This window comes from Leptolyngbya sp. CCY15150 (genome assembly GCF_016888135.1).
Taxonomy (GTDB): Bacteria; Cyanobacteriota; Cyanobacteriia; order RECH01; family RECH01; genus RECH01.
The window spans coordinates 1-18,599 of sequence record NZ_JACSWB010000141.1; the positions used below are offsets into that span (position 1 = coordinate 1).

Consider the following 18,599-nt stretch of genomic DNA (forward strand, 5'->3'; position numbering starts at 1 on the left):
CCGATTTCAGCGTGACAGGATTGTTGGCAGGCATGTTTGGCACCCCACGGTGGATGGCTGACTTGCAGCAACAGCAGGCATCCTAGGGGGCGATCGCTGCTCATCCATCGTGATGCCCTCAAGACAATACTGGGATCTACGTACTATCTGGTAGTCCTGAATCCTAGCCACTAGAGGCAGGCCATTGACTCAACATCAGAGCATGATCCTCTCCCTCAGTCCAACCAGCCTAGACTACAATAACGGCTATGAATCAACCCATCCAAAACTGTTACTGGATTGTCTCAGGAGCATTCCTAGCCGGTGAATATCCCAGAGACAAAGACGACCAAACCTCCCGCGACAAGCTGGGCAGGCTGCTAGACAGCGGCGTCACCACCTTTATTGACCTAACCGAAGCCGATGAAGGACTCTTGCCCTATGCCCAGTGGCTAGGCACCGCCACCCACTATCGCTTCCCCATTCAGGATGTATCCGTACCCTCCTCTCCCCAGATAACCCAAGATATTCTAGACACCATCGACCACGCCATCGACCGAGGAGAACTGGTATATCTCCATTGCTGGGGTGGAGTAGGACGCACAGGCGTGATTGTGGGCTGTTGGCTAGCACGCCACGGCCATGCCGGCCCAGTCGCCCTCGACCAACTCCATGAACTCTGGAAACAGTGCCCCAAGTCACGCAGAAGGCGATCGCCTGAGACCCAAGAACAAGAACGCTACATTCTGAACTGGGAAGCTGGGAAATAATTGCTGTAAGCTAATCTGAATCAGATTGTCTAGTGTTGAGGGAACAGAAGTTCTAGCTCCCTTCTCCCTAGGGAGAAGGGTTGAGGATGAGGGCAAATCATCTATCGATTTAGCAATGCCGTCTTATTCGCACATTATCTGACCCCAACATCGTTTTGTTTGTGAGCCGCTACAGTTAGCGATCGCCAATCAGCACTTTTGATAGCCCAGAAACCCGTTCCATAATGATCATCAGCACTGCGGTAATGACAATTAGAACTCCAGAAATCGCCGCTGCTCGAACGTCGAGGTCATTTTCAATCATCGACCACATCCGAATAGGCAGTACTTCAGTCCGCGCATCCGAGAGAAACAGCGATACGGTGATGTTATCGAAAGACGTCAAAAACGCCATGAATGCGCCAATCAGGACACCTTGTTTGATCAAGGGCAACGTGACTTGCCAAAACGTATACTGAGGACTGGCCCCCAGTGCCACCGAGGCTTCTTGCAGAATCGATCCGAGTTGAGTCAAGCTAGCGAGAATGTTGCGAACCACATAGGGCGTACAAATCACCACATGCCCGATCACAAGGGTCGCGATCGATAGGCGAACTCCCGTTAGGCTAAAAAAGGTCAAAATACCCAGTCCTACAGCCACGCCAGGCAGCGCTAAAGGCGACATGACGAGGGCATCCATGGCAGTGACCCAACGGGCGCGACTCCTGGCCATAGCTAAAGAAGCGCAAATACCCAATACAATGCAGATAATCGCCGTCATGGTTGCCACTTGAAGGCTTGTCCAAGCAGCAGCTTTCACTTCCGTAAACGTCAGGAGTGAAATGTACCACTGGAAGGATAAGCCGGGCGGAGGAAATTGGAGTGTTTGAGCAGAACTCAAGGATGCTAACAGAACAATTAGCGTCGGCACTGTTAAAACAATTAAGCTGAAGATGGCAAGTCCCCCCATGATCAGCCGGAAGGAAAGCTGATCCAGCCAGGTCAAATTACTGCGGATAGATCGATTTGAGCGAGAGGTTGAAACTGCCATGGGTCGTCTCCTGATAAATCTGATCGGTTGAATAAGGCGATCGCCTCGTCATATCAAATCCGGTTAAGAATGTATTCAAGGCTTGGGTAGTATCCAGACATCTGTAACTCCCTCATTAAAGGGGCAGCGCAGCGGGGGAATCAACTGTAGGATGTCCTAGCTATGAACATTCGACCGGATTGTATCTTACTTGACATACCGCTGAGTTCGCCGTCCAAAAGAACTGAAGCCAAACACAACGAGTAGCACCATGGCTAGCAAAATCGCGGAAACTGCTGCCGCAAATGGCTTATTCAGTAAAACCACGCCCTGCTGATAAATCAGCGTAGGCATGTACATGAGCTGCCCGCCCCCAATGATAGAAGGGGTGACAAAGGAGCTAACCGTCAGGGCAAATACCAACAGGCAGCCCGAAATCAAGCCGGGGAGCGTCAGCGGAAAGGTTACTTCCCAAAAAGTGCGCCATAAGCCACCGCCCAAACTTTTAGAAGCAGACGTTAAGTGCGGATCAATCTGGGACATTGAAGCCACAATGGGCAGCACCATCATGGGCAACCAAATTTGTGTCATCGCCATAACGACGCCCTGATGGGTAAAAAGGAGCTTTATGGGTTCATCGATTATGCCCAGCCCCATAAGTGCCCCATTAATTAATCCCTGACGCCCTAAGATAACGACCCAGCCAAATGTCCGAACTACGGCACTGGTCAGAAGTGGCAGCATAATCAGGAAAGTTAGAATCCCTTTCCATTTGGCAGGTGAATAGGTGTAGAAATAAGCTACTGGATATCCGAACACTAAACAAGCGATCGTCACTTGTAGCCCGAGGAAAAAGGTGTCTACCAAGACCTGGACATAACCAGAATCGCGAAAAAACTCCAGATAATGGCCTAGCGAGAGGCCTAATCCATTGGCTCCTTGAAAGCTGGTGGTAATCAGAACAATAAGAGGAGCCACGTAAAATGCATGGAGGAATATCGCTAGGGGCAACGCTAACTGCCCCCGCTGAGGACGGAAAAAATTAGAAACATTCACGGCAAATCATCCTTGTCTGAGGGTCTGAGGGGGCGATCGCGAGTCAATCCAGCGCGGGGCAACACCGACAAGGTGAATGGTGCCGAGCATATCCCGACCGGCTTGACTGACTGTGAACCTATGCTTGGATTTCCTGATCAAATCGCTCGATCCATTCGGTGCGTCGAGGATTGATTTCAGACCAGTTTAAGAACACGAGTTGGCTAAGCACCTCATCCATTGAGGCACCAAATTTTTCTGCTAAGAGGCCCGATAGCGCCACATTCTTATTCGATGGCAAGAAATAATAGGGTTCAGATGCCATGGCGGTTTGAACTTCTTCGCTGAGGGCGGCATTGATGAAAGCAGCGGCGAGCTCAATGCTGGCAGCAGTATTTTTTACGATCTGCTGAGCCGGGCGCAGGGCGATCGCCCCTTCTTGAGGCGCTACCCATTCAATATCAATTCCTTTGGCTTGCAGGCTAATCACATTGTTCAAATCGTGGGGGGCCAGATCGACTTCGCCTTGCTGAAATAGCGTCGCTAGGGCTCCAGAATTTGCCGCAATCCCGTTGAGATTGGGCTTGAGTTTATCTCTCAATGCCGTGAAAGCGGGCTCAATATCCGTTTCGCTACCGCCGTTCATCTTGGCCAACTGCACCATAACCGAGGTGCCTTGTGTCGTCTGCATTCCCTGCATAGAGACCTTACCCTGATACTTGGAATCCAAAAGATCGTTCCAAGACGTGGGCGGAGAAGATACGGTAGAAGGATTGTAAGCTAGGCCAATAACCTGCAAGCCCGTGGTTGGCCCCCAACCATCAGAGCTTTGCAAATCAGGATGCACCTGGTCGTAGTTCTCAATGAGATCAACTGGAATTTTTTCAAACAGTTCCTTATCAGCAGCATTGAAGGGGCCTTCATCTAGGAGCACCACATCAAACGAGGGATTTTGCGGAGAAGCTGTGAGCTTAGCCACTTGCTCTAATGACACCATTGGTACCAAGCTGGCCGTACCGCCTGAGGCTTCACTAAAGGCCGGCACCAATACGTCTCGATAAAACTGTTCCCAACTACCTGCAAAGGTCGTCGCAATCAGCTCGCCGCCGCTAGCGCCTCCCACACTCTCGCTTGTGGAAGCACCACAGGCTTTGAGTAACATGCTTGTACCCACAAACAGCCCTGCTCCTAAAACAGAGCGCCGGCTAACCTTGCCAAGAGACCGATAAGACATGAGAAACTCCTCAATAGGTGAAATAATTCGAAAAGATCAATAAGTTGTCAAAAATACAGAAGCTGTAGTGCTTATACCGCAGCCGGAAATAAGACACAAGCTGCCGGAGAAACCGGTTCGAGGTAAACTTTTTCTCCCGGTTGAAGCAGGCGCGAGCCAGCAATCCGCTGTTGGGAGACTTTGATTTCTAACCCGGGTGCAATGCTGACTTCATAGGTCATGAGTGACCCCAGCGGAATACAAATCTCGACCGTACCAGGAATACAATAAGGTCTGGCACTGGTCTGCACTTGCAAGTTCTCAGGACGAACCGCTAAACGAGTTTGCGTTCCAGGAGCCAGCGCTTCATCATGGGCAGCTCTCAGACGTCCCCCACCGGGAACTTCCACGACACATGTCCCTGCTTCTCGACCAATGATCTGTCCAGACAAATGGTTACAGTTACCCACAAAAGAACTGACAAAAGGCGTGGCCGGATGATCGTAAATTTGGCTTGGAGAATCAAACTGATGGACTTCTCCATTGGAAAGCACCGCAATGCGATCTGACATACTCATGGCTTCTTCTTGATCATGGGTCACTAAAATGGCCGTGATTCCTTGTGCATTGAATAAGCGGCGAATCTCAATCTGCATATCGAGCCGTAAATTCTTATCCAGGGCACTAAAGGGTTCGTCAAGCAGCATCAGCTTGGGCTCGACTGCTAAGGCGCGGGCGATCGCGACACGCTGTTGCTGTCCCCCCGATAGTTCTGCTGGGTAACGCTTAGCCAAGTGGCCGAGCTGCACTAGATCCAACATTTCGCCCACTTTGTTAGCAACACGACCACGGGAAGCACCTTGGGCTCTGAGACCATAAGCGACGTTATCCCAAACGGTTTTGTGGGGAAACAAGGCGTAGTTTTGAAACACAATTCCGACGCCACGCTGGCTTGTCGAAAAGGCATCGACCTGCTGCCCATCAATCAAAATATGACCCGATGACTGCTTCAAAAATCCGGCAATGACTCGCAAAAGTGTTGTTTTACCACATCCGCTAGGCCCTAATAGCGAAATAAATTCACCTGGGGTGATATCAAGACAAATATCTCGCAGAGCGATCATGTCCCCATAACGATGGGTGATGTTCTCAATGCGTAAGCTATGGCCAGACAAGTCGGTCAAGGACTGAGATGAGGGATGCCCGTGAGTTGGGACAACTTGCTCTACGATATCCATACGTCAACCTCGTAAAAGTTAAGAACAATCTCTAGCACTGGCCCTAATTGGCAACGAGATAAATTTTGCCCATGCTAATGCGATTGAATCGACACATTCGGTAGCTGCTAGTACTGCTAATCAGACAAAGAATACTTAATCGACTTGGTATGCAATTCCGGAACACAAAAATTGTATACAATCTTTGTTGATGATTTTGTGTATTTCAATACGTTTGCACAAAGCAGTTGTTGGGGGCGTCATACCGGCTTTCGATCGGCATCTGTCGTCGGAATGAGCCGGAATGAATTGGAATAATCGTGCATAATCGTAGAGCTTTGTATACAATTTATGTATGCACTCTTGCTCATTTTTCGATGGCTAGTTATGCTTCCTGTTCCTTCTTCCAATCGATTCAATGAAGATGCGGTCTACACAGAAGTGCGGAACGCGATCTGCGAGCGACAACTGCTTCCCGACACGAAGCTGGGCGAGACCCTATTGGCGGAGCACTTTGGCGTGAGTCGCACCATCATCCGTCAAGTGTTATTGCGTTTGGCTGGTGAAGGCTTGGTGAGGCAAGAGCCGAATCGGGGAGCTTTTGTCGCCCGAATTAGTCTTGAAGAGGCGCAGCAAATTTATGCGGCCTGGCGATTAGTTGAAGGTACGATTATTCAAGAAATCACTAGCTCCATCCTCCCCAACCAGGTGCAGGCGTTACGTGAACTGATTGCCCAAGAGCGGAAGGCCTGTAAGCAAAACGACTATCCACGGCTCACCCGGTTATCGATGCAGTTCCATATCGAGTTAGCAGCCCTTAGCCAGAATGGTTACTTGGGACGCTTTTTACAAGACTTGATTCCCCTTACATCGCTGGCATATTTCTACGATGTGAGGAATATGCCGTTGTGTACCGAGGATGAGCATAGTCAAATTTTGAATTGTATTGAAGCGGGAGATGTGGAGCAGGCTGTTGCTGTTAGCCACAAGCACCTCGATGGGATTGAAGCCGCTCTCAATACCTTTGCGGCATTAGAACCGCGACTCAGCTTGGCCGAACGGTTAGCCACGCGTCAACCTTCACTATAGTTGATCCTATTTGACTGGTTTGCCTGATAAAACCCAGTTAGCCAGCGCTCAAAACGATTGGTAGTCATAGGAATTGCGCCCGTCGATAGTGCCTACAGTCCACCTCATAATCGGTGTGATGCTAAACCGGGTTACGAGTATTGAACAGACTGTTTCACTAGAACATAACTCCTGAGTTTGAAGTCCCTTTGCGGCGTGAACATTTATGCGACTACTTCTGGTCAACAGCAATTCAACGACAGCGGTCACTGAGCGGATGGTTGAAACGGCCAACACTGTTGCTTCCCCGCATACCACCATTACTGGTGTTACGGCCTCCGGAGCTGCGGTCATCCGTTCCCATCTTGAATTTGCTGAAGCTGCTGTGCAAACGGTGCTTGCACTCCAACAAAATGCTCCTGGGCACGATGCCGCTATCATCGGATGCTTTGGCGATCCGGGGCTGAAGGCGGCGCGTCAGACGCTTACTATTCCTATTGTCGGGCTCACGGAAGCGGCCATGCTGATGGCTCATACGCTAGGCGGTCGATACAGCGTGATCAGCTTTGGTCGGCACAATGCTATCAACATGGTCGATTTAGCCCGTAGCTATGGGCTCCACTCACGCTTAGCTTCCGTGCGTATTGCGGATGTTAGCTACAGCGCTATTCTGGCAGATCCGAGTCAGGCTTTCGACGCTTGTGTGGACGCTGGTAAGCAAGCTCTGACTCAAGATGGAGCTGATGTGTTGATTCTAGGCGGTGGCCCCGTGGCAGGTATGGCTCGCCAAGTTGCGGCGATGTTAGACGTACCAGTGTTAGACAGTATTGCTTGTGCGACAAAACTGGCTGAATCTTTGGCCGCTTGTGGCTATACGACGAGCCGCTCTGGTCTTTATCAATCGGTGGAATAAGGAACCCGTGTCATTGGGTTCAGATCTTGCCAGATGCACGATAGTGTTGTTTTTTTTCAAGAAGAATGAATGCCTCAAACCCTTATTCAACAGAGGTTTGAGGCATTCATTGCTTGAATCATCGAAACGCCTGTCTAAAAAGGTTTTTGAGTATCTTGCTCACATTCCGATGTCATGCATTCATACAGCACTACCGCCACAGGTTAATCTGGCAGACTGTTTGAGTGCGAGTAAACCCTCCCCCTCGCATTAGCCAGCGTGGCATCGGTCATGCTCAACCCGTCATGGATTGGCAACAAAACCGCTTTGTTCTGTATGTAAATTTAGTATACATTGATTGTATACAATTTATGCGTTCCACATTTCTTATATCTTGCTACCGATTAAATGTCCGATTATTTACACGTCAGGAGATTTGCTTATGTTTCTTTCGCCGGTTTACTCTCTTCGTCGTTTGGCGTACCAAGGGTTGCTGGCCCACGTTGAGGAAAGAAAACCTGTTGACATAGTGATGGACAATCAGCCCTTTAGGGTTGAGAATAGCTGGCTGGTGGGTCTGAAAAAGCTGCGCCCCTATTGGGCGGGATTAGGTCTGGCGATCGCATTGGTAAGTATTGCCTGCGCGTCCATTTTGGTCGTGATTGCTGAGCGATCGATGAGTCCGGGCGCGATCGCGTTTAATCGGCTTCTGATCGCCGGAATTGTTTTTGCTCTATGGCAATCCTGGCCTTCCCAACGGAACAAGAATCGATCAACCGAGCCTCTTGCGGATCAGCATCCAAATCGTTGGCGAATTATGGGGATCTTCGTATTAGCTGGCTGTAGTTTCGCCGGGTCGCTGGGATGCGCCGCCTGGTCGTTAACTCAGACAACGGTAGCCAACTCGACGTTGCTCAATAACCTGATGCCGCTGTTCACGACTCTGGGAGCCTGGTTGCTGCTGGGGCAACAGTTCAATCGTCGCTTTGTGATTGGTTTGGCAGTGGCGATCGCCGGGGTAATCACGATCGGCATCCAAGATTTACACCTGGCAGATGCACAGCTCACCGGCGATGCCGCAGCCCTTCTAGCCGCGATCTTTCTAGCCATCACGCTGCTTTGTGTCGAGCGCTTACGGATACATTATTCAACCGCTGCGACCATGGCGGGTTTGTCATTCATTGGAGCCGCCTTTCTGCTCCCGTTTGCCTACCTGAGTTCTGATCGTTTGTTTCCCAGCAACGCAACCTGCTCACTGGCAGTCGTCGCTCTAGCTTTAATTTCTCAGGTTGTAGGGCATGGTCTGCTGACTTACAGCCTCAAGTCATTTTCCTCTAGCCTGGTATCTGTATTAATGCTAGCAATTCCAGTCATGTCGTCATTGTTGGCTGCGGTGCTGTTTGGACAGCATCTGGGTTGGGTGAATAGCATTGCTTTTGTGATAGTGCTGATCGGCATTTATCTAGCTATTTCAGGTCAAGCCATCTCAGCGGCAAAGGAGTAGAGCGATCGTGTGCCATGGCACTTAGCCTAATTCCCGATGGCGAAAGCAGTCGATGGTGTGGTCATTGACCATGCCCGCCGCCTGCATGTAGGCGTAGCAGATGGTGGAACCCACAAACGTAAAACCGCGCTGCTTTAGGTCTTTACTCATCGCGTCTGAGGCGGGGGTGCGGGCGGGAACTTCGTCCATCTTTGCCCAGGTATTCTGCACGGTTTCACCCTCAACAAACTGCCAGATGTAGCGATCGAAGCTGCCGTAGGTCTTCTGGATCTTCAGAAAAGCCTGGGCGTTGCGGGCGGCGGCAGCAACCTTGAGGCGATTGCGGACAATACCTGCATTCTGCAAGAGTTCCTGTTGCTTGGCCTCGCCGTAATGGGCTACGACCTCGGGGTCAAAGTTGTCAAAGGCGGTGCGGAAATTTTCTCGCTTGCGCAGAATGGTGATCCAGCTCAGCCCCGCCTGAAAGCCGTCAAGAAGGATGAACTCAAAATGCTTGCGATCGCAGTGCAGCGGCACCCCCCATTCCTTGTCATGGTAGGCCACCTCGACCGGGTCGTCGTGAACCCAACCGCAGCGCGGATGCAAGTCTGAAGCAGAAGACATAGGCTGTTTTCGAGAACCAAAGTAATTCAATTGTACTAGTTTTTGGTGCGAAATTAATAGATGCCGCTGATTCTCAGCGTGGGGCTAGTTGAGTCGGGCAAGTACTTTGGCGGTGAGAGCGCTGACGATGCTCATGTGGGCCCCACGACCACAGCCACTGCGACCATAACCACGGCCACGGTGAGCATAACCGTGAGCATGATCATCACGAGTCACGGGCACTATCACTCCGATCACCTGGCCATCGACAGGTTTACGTCGCTGTCCTACGCCAGCGATCGCTCTCTCTGCCAACAACCGATGTAATATTGCATACCGCTGCTGCCCAAACTTTGGCGGTATTGAGCATGGCCTTGGGGAAAACGTGAGAAGGGAGCGATCGCTCACCGTGCGGCTCAAACTCGCGATAAACATCGTCCATATCACAGAAGATCTGGGTGAGGTCGAGGCACGCTAGACTGAATGACATGGCTGAGGTGCTTAGAATTCAAGACTTTGAGCGTAGCTCTCAACCTGTGCTCTTGCACTCTAATCTTTGTCGAACTCATGTTTTGTCTAAGATCTTATGTCTGAGATTCATAATCAGTCAGTTGGTCAGCCAGCCTATATGCTGCGCTGTTTGAAGTGTGAAGCCACCTATGCAGCGGATCCGTTTCGCCTCCACTGTGATGCCAACCATGAGCCATCACTTCTGCGTGCGGTTTACGCAAATCAAACGCTGCAGGTCAAATCTCATCTGCCTGGCATCTTTCAGTTTATTGACTGGCTGCCCGTTGAAACCTGTCTCAACCTCTCTGGAAAACCGATCACCTATGCTAGCCATGTCTTAGCAAACTATCTGGGGCTAGAACGACTATTTATCAGCTTTAACGGCTATTGGCAAGAGCGCAATGCAAACCTGTTGACCTGTTCGTTTAAGGAGCTAGAAGCCCCATCAGTCTTGGGGCGAGTGCCGTCGAACCATTCGCAAACGCTGGTGATCGCCTCGGCTGGCAATACAGGTCGAGCCTTTGCCAATGTGTGTTCTCAATTAGAGATGCCGCTTTGTCTAGTGATTCCTGAAAGCAGCTTATCGGCCATCTGGTCTTCCCAGCCCTTTCATCCCAATGTCAAACTGATTGTCGTGGGCGGCAAAGGCGACTATTCAGATGCGATCGCCCTTGGTAAGATCATCAGCCAGATGGACGATTTTTTTCCAGAAGGGGGAGCGGCCAATGTGGCACGTCGAGATGGCATGGGAACAACGGTGTTGGATGCGGTTGTGTCGATCGGTCAGATTCCCGATCATTACTTTCAAGCGGTCGGGTCAGGTACGGGGGGCATCTCAGCTTGGGAAGCCAATCTACGATTTCTGGCCGATGGCCGCTTTGGCGACCACAAAATGAAGCTGCATCTCGCCCAAAATGCTCCGTTTACTCCCATGGTCGATGCCTGGAATGCGGGGCTGCGAGAGCTACCCTCCACCCATGAGCTCGTCGCCCGCGAGCAAATTCAGCAGGTCTCGGCGCATGTGCTGACCAATCGCCATCCGGCCTATGGGCTGATCGGGGGTGTTTATGATGCGCTCAGTGATACCCAGGGCAAGATGTATAGCATCACCAACGCCCAATCGGATCGGGCTCGATGTTTATTTGAAGAATTAGAAGGTATTGATATCTGTCCGGCATCCGGCGTCGCGACTGCGGCCCTGCTCCAAGCCGTTGAGATGGGCACCGTCAAGCGAGATGACTGCATTTTGCTGAATATTACCAGTGGCGGCACCCAGCAGATGCAGCGAGAACATCCCATGCATTACCTGCGTCCCTGGCGATCGTTCTTGCCTGATGAAATTCGGCCAGATCTGGTGGCAGATCGCATGGGCAAGTTTTGCCATGTTGTGGCCCCGCTATAACGAGACGGGAATGCGTTACTTGTCCACATAAGTGATGCATAGCGACGTGTTAAACGATGATCTGATAAAAAAACGTTCATTCACCGATGTTTTATTCACTGAATATCTATCATTTACCAATATCTAACCTTTATCCAAGCCTAGAACTAGATTTTTATCTGGGAAGCAACTCCAGATTCCTAGATGACTTGGCATGAATGGTTCAACACTTGCCCTTCACACAAGATTTATTACACGAGATACAAACCATGGAACGTTTGTTGTTTAAGGGATTAGCTGCTGTGATGCGGCGTTCAAAGATAAAGTTTCTGCGCCAGGTTGAAGAGGCACCGAGCGTTCAAGAGCAGTTTTTGCGATCGCTGCTACACCGACACCAATCCACTGCATTTGGTCAAGAACACGGGCTGGCAGATATCCAGACGATTGATCAGTTTCAAGAACGGCTACCGGTGCAGTCCTACAGCGGTTTTAGACCCTACACTCAGCGCATGTCCATGGGAGAGCCGAATGTGCTGACGGCTGACCCACTGATTTATTTCAATATTAGTAGCGGCTCAACCGGTGAAAAAAAGCTGATTCCAGTCACCCAGCGATCGCGCCAAGCCTTAGCAAACGCTAGTCGTACGTCCATCGGGTTTGCAGCCGATGCCGCTCTCCGCAATGGGCGACCCTTGGGCAAGATGCTATTTCCGCTGTCGAGCAACGCCCTGGGGCACACTCCGAGCGGCATTCCCTATGCTCCCGTCAGCACCAGCGACTTGCGGTTAACCAACCCCCTCCTACGCCAGGTGTTTACCTATCCGTTTGAGGTATTTCAAATTTCTGACACTGCCGCGCGCACCTACATGTGTTTGCTGTTTGCCCTGCGGAATGCATCGCTTCGCATCATTAGCGCCACATTTCCAGTGTCGGCCTTGCAAATGTGCAATTACCTAGAGCGCCACGCCGAGGAGATGATTCAAGATTTAGAAACGGGCAAAATTGCCCAGGGGCTGAAGCTTGAACCCGAGTTGCGCGCCAAATTTGAGCGGCAATGCTCAGCGGTTCCGGCGCGAGCGGCTCAACTGCGACACCAGATCAGCCAGCACGGACGTCTGACTCCGCACCTGGCCTGGCCTGACCTCTCATTTATGATCACCGCACGGGGCGGCACGTCAAATTTCTATTTTGAGCGATTCCCCGAATACTTTGGCGATATGCCAATCTTTGGTGGTGTCTATGCCTGTGCCGAAGGCACCATGGGCGTGCATCAAGACTTTAATACGGATGCAGCAATCCTGTCGATCGAAAGCGGCTTTTATGAATTTATCCCCGAAGACCAATGGGAGGTTGATAACCCCAAAACGGTGCTGCCCTGGGACGTGACAGTGGGCGATCGCTACCGCATTGTGTTGACCAACTATGCCGGGTTTTATCGTTATGACTTGGGAGACGTGGTTGAAATTGCTGGCTTTGTCGGTCAAGCTCCCACCATCATCTTTCGTCATCGCCGTGGGGGAGTCATGTCATCATCCACGGAGAAAACCACGGAGTTTCAGGTCATCCAGGTGATGCAGATTTTACAAAAAACCTTTCAGTTAGCCCTGGAAAACTTTTGTATCACGCTGTCTAAAGACTGCATTCCGTCCCACTATTTGGTCAATATTGAATTGGCACCCGGTGCCGTGCTCCCTGATCCAGAAACATTTCTACAGCGGTTTGATGACACCCTAAAAGATGTCAGCGCTTTCTACGCCATCAAGCGGCGCGACCAAATTCCGCTGCCGCGACTGCGAATTTTAGAACCCGGCAGTTTTGAACATCTGCGCCAGCGCATGGTGCAGCAGGGCATTGCCGAATCGCAGCTCAAGTTTCCCCATGTCACAGAAGACCGCAATTTTCTGGATGGGCTGTCCGTTCAGCACGAAGCTAGACTCGCAGGCGATCGCCTTCCTCAACTCTGACGGGGCATCCTGTCCGTTGGCAGATATGCTCAGGTTTCTGTAACAATGCGGGTGGCGAGCGACATCGAAGTCAGGCAAACTAGCTTACCTGATCTGAATCTATCTGCCTATCTCGTTTGAGCATGACATGGGCTAGTCCTATCCCCACAATTGCCAAGGCTCCCATCGGATAAAACACATAGGTATAGCTGCCTAACCAGTCTCGCAGTTGTCCTGCCACCAACGTACCCAGCAGAGCGCCAATACCGTAGGCCGTGAAGACAATACCGTAGTTTTGGGCATAGTCATCGGGGTTAAACAGACTCAGGGTGGTGGTAGGCGCAAGAGCCAGCCAGCCGCCCAGGCAAAACCAGAACAGCGAGAAAGCAACCAGATAAGTCACCACTTGCCCTTGTTCTGCATTGACCATCAAAATACAGGCAACTAAGATCAGCGTATAGGAGGCGATCGCGATATGACGAGGCTGAAAGCGATCGCACAACCACCCAAACAACGGACGACTCACGCCATTAAACAGAGCAAATAAAGATACGCTAGCGGCTGCAATTCCTGGCTCAACCTGGATAATTTCTTCGCCCACTGGACTAGAAATACCAATGGCGCTAAGTCCCACAAACGTGCCGATAATGTAGCATAGCCACAGCCCATAAAAAGATGAGCTTTTGAGCATGGTTTTGGGATACTTGAGCGGCGCTGGTTTAACTGTCGTGGCAGCAGTAGCGGTGGTGGGTTGCCAGGCTTGGGGCGGTAGTTTCATCGTGGTGGCGATCGCCACAATAATTAGCATAAAGCCAAGCCCTAGGGCAAACAGGGTCGGCCGCACGGCATAGCTATCCATGAGGCTTTTGGCGAGGGGAGCCGTGACCAAAGGAGATAGGCCAAAACCCACAATGGTTAACCCCACGGCCAGCCCCTTGCGATCGGAAAACCAGCGGGCCATCACCACCATAGGTACACCATAGGCAATCCCCACCCCAACCCCTGCAATCACGCCATAGGTAAAGACCATGGCCGTAATGCTGGTCGTAAAGCTAGAGAGCATATAACCAACACCCATCACAACACCGCCTAGAGCAGTCATCCAGCGGGTTCCAAGTTTAGGAATGTAAAACCCGGCGATGGGCATGGTGATGGCATAGCAGAGAAGCGCCACGGTGTAGGGCAGGAGGCTTTGGGTGGCAGTGAGGCCAAGTTCATTCTCTAGGGGTTTCCTGAAAATGCTCCACGAGTAAACTGTCCCTAGACACAGTAAAATCATCATTCCTAGGGGAATCAGAAACCATCGCCCCTGCTGGGCAGGACGACCGAATAGGGTGAGCTCTGTCCGGTGGTTTGACCGGTAGGTGGTACTATCCATGGCTGCTTGTATGGGACTATGGAGTCAATTTGGCAGGGTTCTTATCTTGCTGATGAAGCCATTGTTACAACTTAACTCATTGCAAGAATGCCATCTATCAATATACTCAGATAGTAAAGCTAGAACTATAAAATAATCATAGAAATCTCACGCTGTAGAGCATAGGCGATCGCTCCTGCATATCTTTCTAGGTACTGCATAGAAAAGCCAATAAGCTCGCTCAGCAGAAAGCCTTATTGATGTGTAAAATGCGTTGATAGCAGCGCCATACATCTAGCTGTGGATAACCCGCCGATCCCACTATTCCAGCCACCGATGACCACAAGATGGAGCGATCGAGGCGTGACTCATCTACATAACTTGTTTGGCGTTGTTAGATCGGGCGTTGCTGAATCGATCTGTGATTTACGCTAGGAAACCGTGAGCTACCTTGATAGGGAATGAGTTGGGAGTGTGAGTATCTTGCTCACGTTCCGATTTCACATCATTCAGCAATGCCGCTCGTTTCTATGGACACAACTGGACTCGAACCAGTGACCCCCACGATGTCAACGTGGTGCTCTAACCAACTGAGCTATGCGTCCGTCAAGATTTGAATTATTACATATCATGCCAGGAATATCAACGCCCCCCGTCAAATTTGCAAAAGCTGCGGTAGGATGACCCACAGCCAACAACACATAAACGCATGGTCATTGAATCTCTCTATACCGATGGAGCCTGCTCCGGAAATCCAGGGCCGGGCGGATGGGCCGCGATCGCTTACCTCGTCGGTGGCGGCGTCCATGAGCTGGGTGGTGCCGCCGCCCACACCACCAACAACCGCATGGAAATCCAAGGGGCGATCGCGGCGCTAGATTTATTACTATCTTCAGGGCAAACCGACACCGTCACCCTCTACACCGATAGTGAGTATGTGAAAAAGGGCATTACCGCTTGGATTAAGGGATGGAAAAACAAGAGTTGGAAAACCTCCACCGGCAAACCCGTGGTCAACCAAGACCTATGGGAAACCCTAGATGAGCTACACCAACAGGTCAATCAACAGCTCACCCGCCCGCTACGCTGGGAAGTGGTGCGTGGCCACAGCGGCAACGAAGGCAATGAGCGCTGTGACGTGATTGCCCGAGCCTTTTCCCTGGGGCGATCGCCCCAGATGACCCAAGATGATCGATTGATGACCACGGCTGAGCCGAAAACCCCTACAAAACCTGACAAAACCCTTAAAAAAGTTCACAAATTGTTGAATGATGACAGAATTGAGGCCCAAAACACTGCCGTAGAGCGAGAAGAAACGATACAATCCAGTAGCACAATTGCTCAATCCTTTCCACCTGAGCGCACCATGGCAGACTCTTCCTCAGCAGCATACAACGACCCATCTGAAAATCTCCCGCGTGAACTACGAGTCGTCCAACTCCAAAACACGGTGGAAACGTTGCATATGGCAGACGAAATTGCCAAGCAAGGCTATCTGATTACCAGCGCTGAATTGGCCGACTTGATGGATGTCAATGCCAGTGCGGTCACCAGCCGAGGTGACAACTGGGTGTGGCGAAACTGGGTGGTGTCGCGGGTGCGGCGCGAGGGCAACCAAATTCTCTGGCAGCTAGAGCGGGTTGATTAAGTCAGCGATCGCCCCCCAGTCCACATCAATCGATCACATCAATCCATCACATCAATCCGTCACGCCAATCGGTGACATTCATAGATCACACAAAATGGTAAGGAGGCAGAGCTGCTCCCAGAGATAGCTCCCAGAGTGGGCAATCGATCTGCCATTGCTCAACCTGCTGCTGGAGATAACCATGATCATCGCGATCGCCCAAGATGTGGATGCGTTCTACACCGTCTTTGGGTTCACTGTGGTGATAGGGGCAGCCAAGTTGAGCGATCGCTTCTAACAGACCCGCCAGTTGCGCCTGCTGCTGGTTGCGATAGGTTTCCTGCTGTTGATAGCGACGTTTTTTTGCCAGGAAGTAATCTTTCCCCTTGGCTGACTCCGGCAACTCCTCTAAAACCAAGGGCTGAAGCTGGGCTTTGAGGGTATATTCTGCCTTGTGGATCACCTGCTGTAGCTTGGCAACATAAACCTCTTGATGGGCCGCAAGGTGTTGTGTGAGGGCATCTAACGATACTAAAAAAGTCCCAAAAGGCACTGGCAACACATCTGCCTGCTGAAACAGATCCTGCAAGACGCGATCGTGGGACAAAATCGCCTGGAGTTGAAAGCGTTCATCCCCAGCGCGAATAGTGTCTGGATCAAGCTGACTCTCAACAACCGCCGATAAAGCCCCCTGTTCCACGAGCTGCAGAGAGTTGGCTAATCCTTCCGGCAACTCCAAGGCCGTGGTGGGAGTCTTGAGAAATGCATAAACATACATAAGTAGGCTCCTTAAACGGCTCCTTAAGCAATAAAAAAACTTTGGGATGCAAGGCACCCCAAAGCTACAGTTTATTCTAGGTGTTGTAGATCGTTGTCACCTAACGTGCTGGGCAATCACCTCACCTACGGAGATTGATGGGCCAGTTCTGCCAGTTTGCCTGTAACGTGACCATTGTTGTTGCGGGGCTGCAACAACCCATATCCACCGTGGTTGCGTTCATAGATGACGTTAATTTCATCGGTGTCGGCATTGCGGAACATATAAAAGTCGTGGTCAACAAGCTGAAGTTGTTCGAGGGCATCATGCACCGTCATCGGCGGCATGGCGAAATATTTCGTTCGCACAACTTCCTCCGGTAGCTGAACATCTCGATTTGCCAAGAGTTCATCCGATACGGTAATTTCTGGCAACACCTCAGCCGCTTTGACGGGAGTACGAGTCTTGTGCTGGATTTTCTCCTTATACTTGCGGAGCTGACGAGCAATTTTATTGGCTACGAGGTCAATGCTGGCGTAGAGGTTTTCACTGCTCTCTTCAGCGCGAACAACGGTACCATTTGCATAGATTGTCACCTCTGCGGTTTGCTTAGGATTTATCCGGGGGTTGCGCGCCACTGATAAGTGAACATCTACCTCGGTGGTATAGCTCTGAAAGTGGCTGACGGCTTTCTCAATCTTCTGATGTACGTACTCACGAATTGCATCAGTGATATCGATATTTTTGCCCTGGATAACAAGCTTCATAAAGCTTCCTCCCGCGAGAATTTGGGTTATATGTTCACCCTAACACTTTGTATTCTGGACAACAGCAGGGTTAAAAATCTTTTGCAACCTGTGACAATTCTTGACTAATTTCTCTCCATTTGCGATGAAATATGTGTAGTTTACCCTTGCTTTTCGTCGCAGTCTGTCCACTGTTTTGTGAGTTGAGTGTATGCGATCGCTGTCCCGTCCTTGTTGGCTCTATTCTCCTGGTCTAGTTCCTTACGACGTGGCCTGGCAATGGCAGCGATCGCTCGTGGCAGATCGTCGCCAGCACCCTGATCATCATGATGTGCTGCTGCTGCTCCAGCATCCACCGGTCTACACCCTAGGCCAGGGAGCCTCCATGGAGTTTGTCAAAGCTGAGCTGCAGCAGCAGGGCGTGCCCCTCGTGCGCATCGAGCGCGGCGGCGAGGTCACCTACCACTGTCCTGGGCAACTGGTGGGCTACCCCATCCTCAATCTGCAGCACCACACCCCCGATTTACATTGGTATCTGCGGCAGCTAGAAGAGGTGATCATCCAAGCGATCGCTCCCCTAGGACTTGAGGGTCATCGTATAGAAGGGTTGACGGGGGTTTGGGTGGAAGGACGAAAAGTAGCCGCCATTGGTATTAAAGTGAGCCGCTGGATTACTATGCATGGCTTTGCTTTGAATATTTGCCCCGATCTTCATGGTTTTCAGCACATTGTCCCCTGTGGAATTACGGATAGACCCGTGGGCAGTTTGGCAGAATGGCTACCGGATATTCAGTACAGCTTGGTCGAACAGCAGGTGAAGCAAGCCTTCAGCCAGATCTTTCATGTCGAGCTATGGCCCACAGATACCCTGCCGCTGTTGCCCGTGCCCCTGCCGCCCGCTTGACGGTTGGGAACCTAGATCGACCCACCCTCGTCTTTGCCACTATCCGGGGTGCCACGCGAGGTTTGATAGCGCTGATATGCTCTGATGGCGAGGTCTAAGGAGAAC

General features: G+C 51.0%; 17 protein-coding genes and 1 tRNA gene. 9 read left to right on the forward strand and 9 right to left on the reverse strand.

All coding sequences use genetic code 11. The features are described from left to right. Nucleotides 1-248 precede the first annotated feature (248 nt). Nucleotides 249-749 carry a dual specificity protein phosphatase family protein gene (locus JUJ53_RS04390; protein WP_204150768.1) on the forward strand — a complete coding sequence of 167 codons (501 nt, stop codon included), beginning with the start codon at nt 249-251 and terminating at the stop codon, nt 747-749. 175 nt (nt 750-924) lie between these two features. Here JUJ53_RS04390 and JUJ53_RS04395 read toward each other — a convergent pair whose 3' ends face one another. The 4 genes from JUJ53_RS04395 to JUJ53_RS04410 all read right to left on the reverse strand — a co-directional run bounded on the left by JUJ53_RS04395 (nt 925) and on the right by JUJ53_RS04410 (nt 5,244). After that, a complete protein-coding gene (locus tag JUJ53_RS04395; protein ID WP_204150769.1) occupies nt 925-1,779 on the reverse strand; it encodes an ABC transporter permease in 855 nt (284 codons plus the stop codon). 186 nt (nt 1,780-1,965) lie between these two features. Continuing rightward, complete coding sequence (locus JUJ53_RS04400; protein ID WP_204150770.1) at nt 1,966-2,814, reverse strand: ABC transporter permease; 849 nt, start codon at nt 2,812-2,814, stop codon at nt 1,966-1,968. A 118-nt stretch (nt 2,815-2,932) separates the two neighbouring features. After that, on the reverse strand, nt 2,933-4,027 hold the full coding sequence (locus JUJ53_RS04405; RefSeq protein WP_204150771.1) for an ABC transporter substrate-binding protein: 1,095 nt from the start codon (nt 4,025-4,027) through the stop codon (nt 2,933-2,935). 71 nt (nt 4,028-4,098) lie between these two features. Beyond that, nucleotides 4,099-5,244, reverse strand: a complete 1,146-nt coding sequence (locus tag JUJ53_RS04410) for an ABC transporter ATP-binding protein (protein WP_204150772.1) — start codon at nt 5,242-5,244, stop codon at nt 4,099-4,101. A 366-nt stretch (nt 5,245-5,610) separates the two neighbouring features. Between JUJ53_RS04410 and JUJ53_RS04415 the strand changes: the two genes are divergently transcribed. The 3 genes from JUJ53_RS04415 (at nt 5,611) to JUJ53_RS04425 (ending at nt 8,687) form a co-directional block, all read left to right on the forward strand. Beyond that, nucleotides 5,611-6,312 carry a GntR family transcriptional regulator gene (locus JUJ53_RS04415; protein WP_204150773.1) on the forward strand — a complete coding sequence of 234 codons (702 nt, stop codon included), beginning with the start codon at nt 5,611-5,613 and terminating at the stop codon, nt 6,310-6,312. A 205-nt stretch (nt 6,313-6,517) separates the two neighbouring features. Next, nucleotides 6,518-7,204 carry an aspartate/glutamate racemase family protein gene (locus JUJ53_RS04420; RefSeq protein WP_204150774.1) on the forward strand — a complete coding sequence of 229 codons (687 nt, stop codon included), beginning with the start codon at nt 6,518-6,520 and terminating at the stop codon, nt 7,202-7,204. Between the two features lie 421 nt (nt 7,205-7,625). Beyond that, entirely contained in the window at nt 7,626-8,687 is a 1,062-nt protein-coding gene (locus JUJ53_RS04425) for a DMT family transporter (protein ID WP_204150775.1), read from the forward strand. Nucleotides 8,688-8,708: 21 nt separating this feature from the next. Here the strand turns inward: JUJ53_RS04425 and JUJ53_RS04430 are convergent, their stop codons facing one another. After that, nucleotides 8,709-9,290, reverse strand: coding sequence for a DNA-3-methyladenine glycosylase I (locus tag JUJ53_RS04430; protein ID WP_204150776.1), 582 nt, complete (start codon nt 9,288-9,290; stop codon nt 8,709-8,711). A gap of 60 nt (nt 9,291-9,350) precedes the next feature. On the opposite strand from JUJ53_RS04430, the gene JUJ53_RS04435 reads away from it, so the two are divergent. The 3 genes from JUJ53_RS04435 (at nt 9,351) to JUJ53_RS04445 (ending at nt 13,124) form a co-directional block, all read left to right on the forward strand. Then, the gene (locus JUJ53_RS04435) at nt 9,351-9,596 is read left to right on the forward strand and encodes a hypothetical protein (protein ID WP_204150777.1); all 246 of its coding nucleotides are present in this window, start codon (nt 9,351-9,353) and stop codon (nt 9,594-9,596) included. 259 nt (nt 9,597-9,855) lie between these two features. After that, nucleotides 9,856-11,181, forward strand: a complete 1,326-nt coding sequence (locus JUJ53_RS04440; RefSeq protein ID WP_204150778.1) for a cysteate synthase — start codon at nt 9,856-9,858, stop codon at nt 11,179-11,181. A 248-nt stretch (nt 11,182-11,429) separates the two neighbouring features. Continuing rightward, complete coding sequence (locus JUJ53_RS04445) at nt 11,430-13,124, forward strand: GH3 auxin-responsive promoter family protein (protein WP_204150779.1); 1,695 nt, start codon at nt 11,430-11,432, stop codon at nt 13,122-13,124. 79 nt (nt 13,125-13,203) lie between these two features. Here JUJ53_RS04445 and JUJ53_RS04450 read toward each other — a convergent pair whose 3' ends face one another. Beyond that, a complete protein-coding gene (locus JUJ53_RS04450) occupies nt 13,204-14,481 on the reverse strand; it encodes an OFA family MFS transporter (protein WP_204150780.1) in 1,278 nt (425 codons plus the stop codon). A 510-nt stretch (nt 14,482-14,991) separates the two neighbouring features. Next, nucleotides 14,992-15,065: transfer RNA gene (locus tag JUJ53_RS04455), tRNA-Val, on the reverse strand. A 104-nt stretch (nt 15,066-15,169) separates the two neighbouring features. On the opposite strand from JUJ53_RS04455, the gene rnhA reads away from it, so the two are divergent. Beyond that, on the forward strand, nt 15,170-16,108 hold the full coding sequence (rnhA, locus tag JUJ53_RS04460; RefSeq protein ID WP_204150781.1) for a ribonuclease HI: 939 nt from the start codon (nt 15,170-15,172) through the stop codon (nt 16,106-16,108). 85 nt (nt 16,109-16,193) lie between these two features. Here rnhA and JUJ53_RS04465 read toward each other — a convergent pair whose 3' ends face one another. Together JUJ53_RS04465 and raiA are read right to left on the reverse strand one after the other, a co-directional pair. Beyond that, complete coding sequence (locus JUJ53_RS04465) at nt 16,194-16,865, reverse strand: GvpL/GvpF family gas vesicle protein (protein WP_204150782.1); 672 nt, start codon at nt 16,863-16,865, stop codon at nt 16,194-16,196. Between the two features lie 125 nt (nt 16,866-16,990). Next, a complete protein-coding gene (gene raiA, locus JUJ53_RS04470; RefSeq protein ID WP_204150783.1) occupies nt 16,991-17,611 on the reverse strand; it encodes a ribosome-associated translation inhibitor RaiA in 621 nt (206 codons plus the stop codon). A 190-nt stretch (nt 17,612-17,801) separates the two neighbouring features. Between raiA and lipB the strand changes: the two genes are divergently transcribed. Next, complete coding sequence (gene lipB / locus JUJ53_RS04475; RefSeq protein WP_204150784.1) at nt 17,802-18,494, forward strand: lipoyl(octanoyl) transferase LipB; 693 nt, start codon at nt 17,802-17,804, stop codon at nt 18,492-18,494. Nucleotides 18,495-18,599 lie beyond the last annotated feature (105 nt).